Raw genomic sequence first — 12065 nt, 5'->3', positions numbered from 1 at the left:
GCTTGATCCATGCAAATACATTGCTACTCCCCCTAGTTTAGTCGTAAAAAAACGCGTTGAACCAATGTTCATACGCGTTTCTTTAAAAATGAATCATCATTTTAATAAGAAACCGCATCAACATCTCCAATAGTTCTCCACAAGCATTGCTTGTGACAGTCATGCACTTTTTCAATGCAAGCCCAATAGAATAGCATTATGGCTACTAATCCACTTCGGCAACCATTTCCTTTCGTACTATGATCGATGACCCCAGAAAGTCTCACATAGTCTACTATTAAAGGTTGCAACCTCTATTCATGAGATAAGATGAGGCTGATCTATTTAATTTACAAACGTTTTATATTGCTTTTAACAATACCAGAAAAAAAACAAATCTGTCAATTCATTTTCCCCATATTTACAGGGGATATATCCTTGTCCATTCGATAAATTTAATTTATCATATAAATTCTGAACATTTCAATGGTATATGCAGATGGAAATGTTTGCTTTGTTTCCCCTGTTTTGTGGTATGATATGAAGGACAGCCTTTCATATCATTCATTATTCTCTTTAAGAGATAATGACCCACATATCCTTCATTTAGGATATAAAAAAAGAATCTAAAAGGAAAGTAAGGGATCTTATTTTGTACAGAACAGCTATTCCGAATCTATTTACTCTCGGAAATTTATACAGCGGATTTCTGTCCATTGGCTATGCATCCATGGGACATTATCGATCTGCAGCAATATTGGTTTTAATTGGCATGATGTTAGACAGTTTGGACGGTAGACTTGCCCGTTTGCTCCGAGTTGACTCCCCAATAGGTAAAGAATTAGACTCATTAGCAGACATTATTACATTCGGAGCTGCGCCCGCCATTTTAATGTATTATACGTATTTTTCTAAATTCGGTCTAATGGGGTTGTACATTGCCGGTTTATTTCCGCTGTTTGGAGCTTATCGACTCGCTCGATTTAATATTACGCCTACATCGAGCTCCTTGCATTATTTCACAGGTGTTCCGATAACAGCAGCCGGTGGAATTATGGCATTTCTTACATTGTTCTCTCATGTCATTCCCCATATTGTTCTCGTTATCCTATACATTACATTCGCCTTTCTCATGGTAAGCCGAATTAAAATTCCTAGCTTAAAAGAAGTACCTATTCCAAAGTATAGCATCATTGTTACGCTTTTTTTGTTAGGTGTCATTCTTACAATGTATAAACGAAATATTGGTAATATACCGGAATTTTTATTCATAGCAATTCCTCTTTATATTGTTTACATGCTTTCACAGTTTTTACGGCAGCGACATTTTGATCACATTAAAGACCATGATGAAAAAAGGGAAGAAGACTAAAAAGAGACATCCTCCGCAGAGGATGTCTCTTTTTAGTCTTATCGTACCGGCGTTAGCGGTGCACGTCCATCTAGTACCTGTAAAATATTACGCACAGCCATTTCTGCCATATTATCACGCGTTTCAAATGTCGCATTCCCGATATGCGGTGTAAGTACAACATTTGTAAGCTCTTTCAGTTCTTCTGTAATACTCGGCTCATATTCGTACACATCAAGTGCCGCTCCTTCAATTCTATTGTTCTTTAATGCCCTAGCAAGAGCAAATTCATTTAGAATAGGTCCTCGAGATGCATTAATTAAATAGGAGGTAGGCTTCATCATAGAAAGTTGTTCATCATCTATCAAGTGATGAAGGTCTGGGTGATACGAACTATTAATTACGACAAAGTCCGAATTTTTGAGTACATCCTCTAGCGAGACATACGTAGCACCTACTTCTTTCTCTCCCTCTTGCTTGCGATGAGGCCCCGTATATAATACACTCATTCCAAAGGCCTTTGCACGTTTGGCAACCGCTTGGCCAATAGCACCAAATCCAATAATACCGATTGTTTTGCCATATACTTCACGCCCTAAAAAGAAAAGCGGTGCCCATCCCTTAAACCCTACTGTACGACATAACTGATCTCCTTCAGGGATGCGGCGGGCAGCTGCTAGTAAAATAGCAAAAGTAAGCTCTGCTGTCGCTTCCGTTGATACGTCTGGTGTATTGGTAACGGGAATCCCTTTACTTGCTGCATAAACATAATCAATATTGTCAAAACCTGCACCATAATTAGCAATGATTTTTAAATGGGGTGCGGATTCAATTGTCTCTTTCGTAACCTTTGTAGATAGTAAACTAAGCAATGCGTCGGCATCATAAAGAAGATCCTGCAGATGTCCCTCTTGAATTAGGTCTTCCCCTTCATACATTTTTACTTCATGTCCTTTTAACATCTCTAATCCAGCGCTCGGTATTTTTCCTGCTACAACTATTTTCGCCATCGTTTTTATCCTCTCCACTAAACATAGAGTATGTGAAAAGGACCCTCACACAGTATAACTGTATGAAGATCCTTTTCACGCAATTTATTAGAAATCACTAGCTCTTCCCATTCATGAAAATACATTCTTTCCAGCCTTGCACGAAGGCCGCTTATTTGTTGTATAAACAAAAGAAGGATTTTCACAAATGGAAGAATGCCAATCCTCGCTTAATCAAGTGGCTTCATAATACGTTTTCGATTTTCAAATGTCGCGATTTCTGTAATGCCATGCTTACGTATTGTTTCAAAATTTTGTGCCACATAACTTCCAATATCATCGGGATAATGGGAATCAGAAGAAACGGTTAATGGCACACGATGTTTCGCTAACACGCTTAAAAAGAGCGGGCTTGGGCACATTTCATGCACAGGATAACGGTAGTACAATCCTGCGTTGATTTCAGTTGCCACATCGCTTTCTAGTAGAGCCTTTGCTATATTTTCATAGTATGGAAGCAAACTATTTTCATCTGGACGATAGTTAAATACTTTCATATTATCAAGATGTGCTACAAAATTAAACAGCTTAGAACGTATCGCACGCTCTACGGTTGCAAAATGATTTTTATATAAAACATCAAGATCTTGTCCAATAAAAAGTTCTTGTGTATCTGGATTATCAAAACCCCATCCATCATCTGTAAAATGGACGGACCCGATTACATAGTCCCAGTTTCCAAGCTTTAATAGTTCGGCTAATTCTTCTTCCCCACCAACAAAATAATCTGCTTCCAATCCTAGACGTAATGTAATCCCTTTTTTCGCCCATCTTTCCTTCGCTTCTTCAATTGCATTTGTAAACTGATTCACGTTCATAATCATGACTTGGTCTAGCCATTCTTTCTGCAGTACACCTAGTTCACTATCAGAAATGTCAACATAACGATAATAATACTCTCTTGCTTCTGTAAAACGATATAAATGATCTACAATCCCGACTTCCGTTAACCCTTTACGAAGAGCTTCTTCTAAATACAAATCAATCCAATATGCAGAAAACGCACCTAGCTCCAATCGTTTTTCTAACAATTCATTCGACTGTAACAACCATTGCATCGAATGAATTGGTGCAGAAACTGGTGTAAAATGCTGGATTGCACGATTTGTCCGGTCTAACCAACGCAGTGAGTATGGTCCTTCTTCTAGATGAAGATGATAATCGACTCGCATCCTATTCTCCCCCTTATAGCGTTTCGATATCTTTACGATCGTGTACATGAGATAGCTTTCCACGGCGACGATTCGCTTCTTCTTTCAGCTCATCTAATGTAATGTTTTGCTCTGCAAGTAAAACGAGACAGTGATATGTTAAATCCATCATTTCACTGACAAGTTCCTCACGACTATTATTTTTTGCAGCAATAACAACCTCCGTAGCTTCTTCTCCTACTTTTTTCAAAATTTTATCTAAGCCCTTTGTAAATAAGTAGTTTGTATACGATTCTGCTACTGGGTTTTTCTTACGATCGAGAATTTCATCATATAATTCTTGTAATACATTTGTCATTTTTAGTTCCCCCTACAATACTTTTGTAAAAAAACAGCTCCTGCTGCCTGTATGACAGGCAGGACCAATTTGATCCACTCGTACTAAAATCGTATCTTGGTCGCAGTCTAGGTATATTTCCTTTACATGTTGAAAATGACCAGACGTTTCCCCTTTATTCCATAGCTTATTACGAGAACGAGAAAAAAACCATGTAGTTTTCATTTCCAATGTTTTCGCATAAGATTCTTCGTTCATATATCCAAGCATTAGTATGTCATTGCTTTTGTCATCCACGATAACAGCCGGAAGCAACCCTTTAGAAAAATCTGGTTTCATTTTCTTACCTCAACTCCCGCTTCATCCAATTTTTTCTTTGTTTCTGCAATGGTAGTTTCCCCGTAATGATAAATAGAAGCAGCAAGCGCTGCATCTGCCGTTGTTTGCTTAAACAATTCAACGATATGCTCATTATTGCCACAGCCACCGGATGCAATAACCGGAATAGTTACTGCTTGTGAAATCGCCTCAGTAAGCGCTAAATCATACCCCTTCTTCGTACCATCTGCATCCATACTCGTTAGCAAAATTTCGCCTGCTCCTAGTTCTTCTGCACGTTTCGCCCATTCTACTGCATCTAAGCCCGTGTCAATGCGCCCACCATTTACGTACACATTCCATTTGCCTTCTCCAACCTTCTTAGCATCAATGGCAACAACGATACACTGCGCACCGAAACGCTCTGCCCCATCTGCAATCAGTTGTGGATTACGTACAGCTGAAGAATTAATGGAGATTTTGTCAGCACCTGCACGTAAGAGATGATACATCTGTTCAACTGTACTAATTCCACCACCCACTGTTAGCGGAATAAATACCTCGTTTGCTGTACGTTCTACTACATCAATCATCGTTTTACGTCCTTCATGTGTAGCAGTAATATCTAAATAAACAAGTTCATCCGCACCTTGTTTATTATAAGCAGCAGCGATAGCAACGGGATCTCCAACATCAGTAAGTTCAACAAAATTAACCCCTTTTACTACTCGACCGTTTTTCACATCTAAGCAAGGAATAATTCGTTTCGTTAACATGATTCCACCACCTGCAATGCTTCCTCAAGGGCAAATTTCCCTTCATATAAGGCCTTACCTGTAATAACACCGTACAAATTCATGTCTTGCAATCTTTTTATATCGTCTAGTGAGCTCACGCCACCGGATGCGACAATTTGAATAGATACCGCTTCTTGCAGAGCTTGCAATTGCTCGAAGTTTGGTCCAGTAAGCGTACCATCCCTAGAAATATCAGTAAAGACAATCGTTTGTACCCCTTTTTTCTCCATTTGCTTCGCAAGTGTAAGATAGTGTACATCCGAAACATCAAGCCAACCGCGCGTTGCAACGTATTCATTTTTTGCATCGATGCCAACTACAATGCGATCTCCATACTTTTCTATTGCCTCTTCTAAAAATGCAGGATTTAACAAAGCGGCTGTTCCGATAATGACACGGGCTACTCCAATTGATAATAACGTTTGTATTGTTTCCATTGAACGAATACCGCCGCCTACTTGTACAGGAATACGTAATGCCTTCGCAATACTTTCGATAACGGGAAAGTTCGTTGGTTTTCCGTCAAGGGCCCCGTCGAGATCAACGAGATGCAAATATTTCGCTCCTAGCTTTTCAAACACGAGTGCTTGCTCAAGAGGATTTTCATTTACTACCGTTTCTTGCTGGAATTGTCCTTGATACAAACGAACACAGCGGCCGTTCTTTAAATCGATTGCTGGGAAAATGACCATGTTTCAACCAACTCCTTAAAGTTTTCTAGCATTTTCAGTCCCGTTTCACTGCTTTTTTCCGGATGAAATTGGGCACCAAAAATGTTACCGCACGATACAACACCTGGAACAAATACACCATAGTTGCTTCCTGCGTCAACTACTTCATCCGGGCAATCTGCATAAAAGGAGTGAACATAATAAACGTATGAATTTTCCTTTACATCTTTTAAAAGAGGGGACTGCTTTTTTTGTTCCAAAGAATTCCAACCCATATGAGGAATTTTCCGTCCAGCTGGAAGCTTTCGGACAGTACCAGGTAAAAGGCCAAGACCTTTTGTATTTTCAATTTCTTCTCCTGCTTCAAACAAGAGTTGCATGCCGAGGCATACACCAAGAAACGGCTTTCCGGTAGCAGCTTCCTCTTTCAAAAGCGAAGTTAGACCACGCTTTTCTATTTCCTTCATCGCTCTAGGAAATGCACCGACTCCAGGTAATATAATTGCTTCACTACCACGAATGACATCTGCATCGTCAGTAATAACGTAAGAAACACCAACATGTTCAAGCGCCTTAGAAACACTGCGCAAATTTCCCATTCCGTAATCGATAATTGCTATCATATTACAGCATCCCTTTCGTGGAGTTAACTCCTTTAATATTTTCGTTAATCTCTACTGCCTCGCGCAATGCACGTCCAAACGCCTTAAAGAGTGCTTCAATTTTATGATGTGTATTTTTCCCATAAAGGGCACGTGCGTGTAAAGTAATACCAGCATTAAAGCTCACAGCTCTGAAAAATTCCTCTGTCAATTCGGTATCAAAGTTGCCAAGCTTTTCATTTGCAAGTTCCGCATCAAAGACAAGAAAAGGGCGATTGCTTATGTCGAGTGTAACAAAACCAAGTGCTTCATCCATTGGTACATAAGATGTACCATATCGATTGATTTGCTTTTTATCACCAAGCGCTTCTTTCATACATTCCCCAAGTGCAATTCCTACATCCTCTACAGTATGATGCGAATCAATGTGAAGATCGCCTTTAGCATGAATGTGTAAACCAAATCGGCCATGTCTAGCAAATAAATTAAGCATATGGTCAAAGAAACCAACACCAGTTTCAATACTTACTTCGTCTGGATTATCAAGGTCAATTTTTACGGTGATGTCAGTTTCTGTTGTCGTACGAATACGCTCTGCACTTCTGGTCATTCTTGATTCTCTCCTTTGCCATCAAATCGAATTTGGATTGCCTTCGCATGCGCCTGCAATCCCTCTTTTTCTGCTAAAATGACAATTTGATCTTTTACATTTTCTAGCGCCTTTCTCGTATACGATACAAAGCTTGATTTTTTTATAAAATCGTCAACAGAGAGCGGTGAGAAGAAGCGAGCGGTACCACTTGTTGGAAGTACATGGTTTGGTCCAGCAAAATAGTCGCCAAGCGGTTCGGGAGCATATGGTCCTAGGAAAATGCTACCGCCATTGTGTACGTTTGCTAAAGCTAGCATCGGTTCTTTCACATGGAGCTCAATATGCTCAGGGCTAATCGCATTCGCTGCTTCAAACGCTTCCTCAATTGAATCCACGACAATAATAGCACCGTTTCGCTCAATAGACGTCTTTGCTATCTCTTTTCTTGGTAGTTCTTCTACTTGTTTTTCCACTTCTTGTTTGACTGCAAGTGCAAGTTCTTCATTAGGAGTAACGAGAATAGCCGTTGCGTTTACATCATGCTCCGCCTGGGAAAGAAGATCAGATGCAATATAGCGTGCATTCCCCGTTTCATCGGCAACAACCAGAATATCAGATGGCCCTGCAATCATATCAATATTGACATCACCAAATACTGCACGCTTGGCCAAAGCAACATACATATTTCCTGGTCCAACAATTTTGTCAACGCGAGGGATACTTTCTGTACCGTAAGCTAATGCTGCAATCGCTTGTGCTCCCCCTATGCTATATACTTCATCAACGCCGGCAACCTTCGCTGCTGCCAAGATATAAGGATTTACCCCACCAGCATGTGGCGGTGTTACCATAACAATGCGAGGTACTCCTGCTATTTTTGCAGGCAAGATATTCATAAGAACCGAAGAAGGATACGCAGCTGTACCGCCTGGAACGTATACGCCAACTGTTTGCAAAGGACGAATGAGCTGACCACGAATAATGCCATCGTGTTCTGCTTCCACAAAACCTTGACGCTTTTGTTTTTCATGATACGAAACGATATTCACTTTTGCCTCTTCAAGTGCTTGTAGAAAAGATGGTTCCACTACAGAGAACGCTTCATCAATCTCACGTTGCGGAATACGAAATTCTTTCAGTTCTACTTTATCAAATTTTTTTGTATAGTTTCGGAGTGCTTCATCTCCGTTTGTTTTCACTTCTTGAATGACTGCTTCCACTGCTATTGCTGCTTCTTTTTCTACGACCTTTGATGATGCGCGCAGATTTTCAATATTGTTTAAAATTTCATCTTGCTTTCCATACCATACTTTCATGGTGGTGCCTCCTCTATTTCAATGCTTCCTCAATACGATTAATAATGGAGAACATCTCTTTCGTCTTCATTTTCAATGATGCCTTATTGGCTATGAGGCGGGCAGAAATGTCTGATATTTCTTCAAAAATGATTAGTCCATTTTCTTTAAGCGTTTGTCCTGTTTCAACTATATCAACGATGGCATCTGCAAGGCCTAATAAAGGTGCAATTTCAACAGATCCTTCAATCTTGATAATTTCTACATCTTCTCCCTTTTGACGGAAATATGCAGATGCTACATTAGGATATTTGGTTGCAATTGTCTTTTTCTTATAGCTATTGGGATCATAAGATGGAACGGAAGCAACGCAAAATTTACAGCGTCCAATTCCAAGATCAATCATTTCATACACTTCTTTTTCGTTTTCCTGTAAAACGTCTTTACCAACGATACCAATATCAGCTACGCCGTGCTCAACATACGTTAAAACGTCGATTGCTTTTACAAGAATAAACGAAATGGCGCCGTCTCCACTTTTAAAAACAAGCTTTCTTCCTTTATCCTTAAGTTCTGAACAATCTACTCCGATACGTTCCAACAATGGAATAATATTTTTTTCTAATCGGCCTTTTGTTAGCGCAATTTGAATGTTACGCATGAAGCTTCCCCCTCTTTATCTAGCACCCATTTATCCGCCCATACGTATGATGTAAGCTTATCATTTGATGTATCAATAACATGCATAATTTGATGTTTTCTAGCAAAATTAAATGTATCCTGCAATGTATCATGCATCGACAATTCAGCTTTCACGCCGTCCTTAGCAAACAAAATTCGCAATCGTTCGGCCTCTTCAATTGATTCTAACGAATAATGAATCAAAACTGCAGGTTCCTCTGTTGGAGTAAGGGGTGAGGTTTCCTTCAAAACGCGTACAATCTGATCTACGTTCAAAGCAAGTCCAACAGCCGGAAGCGGTTCACCAAAGTGTCCCATTAAATCATCATAACGTCCCCCGCTTAGAATTTCTTCCCCAATATCATTGACATATCCTCGAAAAATGACGCCTGTATAATATTGAAGATTTTGAATCATACCTAAGTCAACGGTAATATAATTGCTGTACCCTAACCGTTCGATTGTTTCATATATTTGTCTAACACGAATAACTGCTTGTTTCATTTCATTATTGGATGCTAACCGTTCGGCTTCTTCAATAATCTCCATACCACCGAATAGTCTAGGTAATCGTTTAAGCAAACGAATCGTCTCATCATTGCTGTCAAAGTTCTTTTTCTCTAAAAACTCGGATAATCCAGTATAGCTCTTATTCTCAATGTAGTTTCGTAAACTTGCTTCATCTTCTTCCGTTAACGAAAGTTTCTTCACAATAGATTTATATAATTCAACTTGTCCAATTTCAATTTTACACTGAGTTACCCCAACAGATTGCAAAGCATGAATGGCACTAACAATACATTCGACTTCTGCGCGTAAATTATCGATACCAATTATTTCAATACCTGTCTGTGTGAGTTCATTGTATTTACCAGTCATGCTTTTATTTGCACGGAAAATATTACCGCTATATGTAAGCTTTAACGGTGGTTTCATCATGGTTGACCCAATGACCCGAGCAATTGGAATTGTCATATCTGGACGCATGACGAGAATACGACCGTTTTGGTCAAAAAATTTATACATTTTTTCTTCATCAATGGGACGATTACGAAAAGAAAATACATCGTAAAATTCAATTGAAGGCGTACGTATTTCTTCATATCCTCGCGATAGAAATACACGACGTAGTCTTTGTTCTACTTCTTCTTGGCGGGTACATTCTTCAAATAGCAAGTCCCTCGTCCCGGTTGGGTTTGCTCTCTTCCATTTAGTCATCAGTAACACTCCTTGTCTTAAAAACGAAAGTAGTCAGTTAAAACGATACAAAGGATTAAAAATTATGTCAAATTATTTCGAAATATGTATTCATTATCGCTTGTTACGGATATTTATTCAAGCCAATATACCGAAACTTCCTTATGTAGAATTATTAACTGTATAAAACCAAAAACAACCACATAATTTATATCCATCTTATGGCAACATAGGAAATCCATAGAAAAACCTTCAATTCTATTGCAAATTGAAGGTTTTTCCCTACCTATGCACGCTGTTCGAAGCTTGAGATTTCCTTTTCGTATCTAAGAGTTACTGCAATATCATCAAGTCCAAGAAGTAATTTTTCCTTCCAAACCGGTTCGATGTCAAATGTATAAGTTTCAGTTTTCGTTTGAATCGTTTGTTTCTCTAAATCAACGATAATTTCTTCATCTGATTTGAGATTGCTAAGGGCATTTCGTTCCTTTTCACCGAGTACAAGAGGAAGAATACCATTTTTCGTACAGTTCATATAAAAAATATCAGCAAAGCTTCCAGCTATAATAACTCGGAACCCATAATCATCGAGTGCCCACGGTGCATGCTCACGAGATGAGCCACAACCGAAGTTATCACCAGCGACAAGTATAGTTGCCGATTTTCTTACGTTTAACGGGAAATTGGGGTTATCACTACGATCATCATTGTAGCGCCACTCATCAAAAAGAAATTGCCCGAATCCCGTGCGTTCAATACGCTTTAAATATTGCTTCGGTATAATTTGATCCGTATCGATATTATCACTCATAAGAGCTACAACGGTTCCTTTATGCGTATGAAATGGCTTCACGGTACTCCTCCTTTCGAATATCTACAAATGTTCCGTAAATTGCAGCAGCTGCTGCCATTGCAGGGCTTACAAGATGGGTACGTGCTCCTTTTCCTTGTCGCCCTTCAAAGTTACGATTAGATGTAGAAGCACAGTGCTCACCACTTGGTACTTGATCTGGATTCATTCCAAGACACATAGAACAACCAGCTTCGCGCCATTCAAATCCAGCATCTGTGAAAATTTTGTCCAAGCCTTTTTCCATAGCTTGCAAACGTACTTGCTTTGATCCTGGTACAACAAGAGCTCGCACACCGTCTTTTACTTTTCTTCCCTTTATGAAAGCGGCTGCTTCTTCTAAGTCAGATAAGCGTGAATTTGTGCATGATCCAATAAACACATGTTGCACTGGTATACTATTTGCAGTTTCACCTGGCTTCAAATCCATATACTCGTATGCACGTTCCAAATTGTTATCTGTAATTTCAGGGAACACCTGATCAATGCTAACACCCATACCAGGATTTGTTCCCCACGTTACATACGGTGCAAGAGAAGAGACATCCACTGTCACCTGACGATCGAACGTTGCGCCTTCTTCTGTATATAACGTTTTCCAATTTGCTACGGCTTCATCAAAGTTAGTTGGTGTATATGGACGTCCTTCCATATAGGCAAATGTCGTCTCATCAGGAGCAATAAGACCTGCTTTTGCACCGCCTTCAATAGCCATGTTACAAATCGTCATTCTTTCTTCCATTGACAAATACTTGATGGCGTCTCCGTAGAATTCGATAACATGACCTGTACCCATGGAAACACCGTACGTTGCTAGTAAATGTAGAATAATATCCTTTGCATACACACCTTGTGACAAACGACCTGTAAGTTCTACACCCATTGATTTCGGTTTCTTTTGCCAAAGTGTTTGCGTAGCAAGGACATGCTCGACTTCACTTGTGCCGATACCAAATGCAAGTGCTCCAAATGCACCATGGGTAGAAGTATGGCTATCGCCACACACAATCGTTTTTCCAGGCTGCGTTAACCCAAGCTCGGGTCCAATAACATGAACGATTCCTTGACGATCATCATCCATATCTGCAAGTGTGATACCAAATTCTTCACAATTTGCACGAAGCGTATCCATTTGTTTTTTTGCAATTACATCCGTAATGTTCCAAACATCTTTCGTTGGCACATTATGATCCAT

14 protein-coding genes and 1 riboswitch are annotated in these 12065 nt (G+C 39.6%); of the genes, 1 reads left to right on the top strand and 13 read right to left on the bottom strand.

What is annotated here, in order from left to right:
• Window positions 1–122: 122 nt before the first annotated feature.
• A riboswitch (Lysine riboswitch) is annotated at window positions 123–304 on the bottom strand.
• A gap of 327 nt (window positions 305–631) precedes the next feature.
• Window positions 632–1351: a CDP-diacylglycerol--serine O-phosphatidyltransferase gene (gene pssA, locus AC11ZT_RS00950; protein WP_484057812.1), complete on the top strand. Its 720-nt coding sequence runs from the start codon at window positions 632–634 to the stop codon at window positions 1349–1351.
• Window positions 1352–1389: 38 nt separating this feature from the next.
• Here pssA and AC11ZT_RS00945 read toward each other — a convergent pair whose 3' ends face one another.
• The 13 genes from AC11ZT_RS00945 to leuC form a co-directional block, all read right to left on the bottom strand.
• A complete protein-coding gene (locus AC11ZT_RS00945) occupies window positions 1390–2340 on the bottom strand; it encodes an NAD(P)-dependent oxidoreductase (RefSeq protein WP_484057811.1) in 951 nt (316 codons plus the stop codon).
• Window positions 2341–2549: 209 nt separating this feature from the next.
• Complete coding sequence (locus AC11ZT_RS00940) at window positions 2550–3551, bottom strand: histidinol phosphate phosphatase domain-containing protein (RefSeq protein WP_484057810.1); 1002 nt, start codon at window positions 3549–3551, stop codon at window positions 2550–2552.
• 13 nt (window positions 3552–3564) lie between these two features.
• On the bottom strand, window positions 3565–3888 hold the full coding sequence (gene hisE, locus AC11ZT_RS00935; RefSeq protein WP_484057809.1) for a phosphoribosyl-ATP diphosphatase: 324 nt from the start codon (window positions 3886–3888) through the stop codon (window positions 3565–3567).
• Between the two features lie 12 nt (window positions 3889–3900).
• Window positions 3901–4206 (bottom strand): phosphoribosyl-AMP cyclohydrolase, encoded by a 306-nt coding sequence (gene hisI, locus AC11ZT_RS00930; protein WP_484057808.1) that lies wholly within the window; start codon window positions 4204–4206, stop codon window positions 3901–3903.
• Window positions 4203–4961, bottom strand: coding sequence for an imidazole glycerol phosphate synthase subunit HisF (gene hisF, locus AC11ZT_RS00925; RefSeq protein ID WP_484057807.1), 759 nt, complete (start codon window positions 4959–4961; stop codon window positions 4203–4205). The genes hisI and hisF overlap by 4 nt, the downstream gene beginning before the upstream one ends.
• A complete protein-coding gene (gene hisA, locus AC11ZT_RS00920) occupies window positions 4955–5674 on the bottom strand; it encodes a 1-(5-phosphoribosyl)-5-[(5-phosphoribosylamino)methylideneamino]imidazole-4-carboxamide isomerase (protein WP_484057806.1) in 720 nt (239 codons plus the stop codon). Before hisA ends, hisF begins: the two co-directional genes overlap by 7 nt.
• Entirely contained in the window at window positions 5647–6276 is a 630-nt protein-coding gene (hisH, locus tag AC11ZT_RS00915; RefSeq protein WP_484057805.1) for an imidazole glycerol phosphate synthase subunit HisH, read from the bottom strand. Before hisH ends, hisA begins: the two co-directional genes overlap by 28 nt.
• A gap of 1 nt (window position 6277) precedes the next feature.
• Window positions 6278–6865 carry an imidazoleglycerol-phosphate dehydratase HisB gene (hisB, locus tag AC11ZT_RS00910; RefSeq protein ID WP_379968694.1) on the bottom strand — a complete coding sequence of 196 codons (588 nt, stop codon included), beginning with the start codon at window positions 6863–6865 and terminating at the stop codon, window positions 6278–6280.
• Window positions 6862–8163: a histidinol dehydrogenase gene (gene hisD, locus AC11ZT_RS00905; protein ID WP_484057804.1), complete on the bottom strand. Its 1302-nt coding sequence runs from the start codon at window positions 8161–8163 to the stop codon at window positions 6862–6864. Before hisD ends, hisB begins: the two co-directional genes overlap by 4 nt.
• 13 nt (window positions 8164–8176) lie before the next feature.
• Window positions 8177–8803, bottom strand: a complete 627-nt coding sequence (hisG, locus tag AC11ZT_RS00900) for an ATP phosphoribosyltransferase (RefSeq protein ID WP_484057803.1) — start codon at window positions 8801–8803, stop codon at window positions 8177–8179.
• Window positions 8779–10041: an ATP phosphoribosyltransferase regulatory subunit gene (locus tag AC11ZT_RS00895; RefSeq protein ID WP_484057802.1), complete on the bottom strand. Its 1263-nt coding sequence runs from the start codon at window positions 10039–10041 to the stop codon at window positions 8779–8781. The genes hisG and AC11ZT_RS00895 overlap by 25 nt, the downstream gene beginning before the upstream one ends.
• Window positions 10042–10306: 265 nt before the next feature.
• Complete coding sequence (gene leuD / locus AC11ZT_RS00890; RefSeq protein ID WP_484057801.1) at window positions 10307–10873, bottom strand: 3-isopropylmalate dehydratase small subunit; 567 nt, start codon at window positions 10871–10873, stop codon at window positions 10307–10309.
• On the bottom strand, window positions 10851–12065 hold a 1215-nt coding region (gene leuC, locus AC11ZT_RS00885; protein WP_484057800.1), incomplete at its 5' end, for a 3-isopropylmalate dehydratase large subunit. The genes leuC and leuD, both read right to left, overlap by 23 nt.

This window comes from Ectobacillus sp. (genome assembly GCF_056992975.1).
Note: the sequence above shows the minus strand (reverse complement) of the source record. Positions and strands in the feature narration are given on the sequence as shown.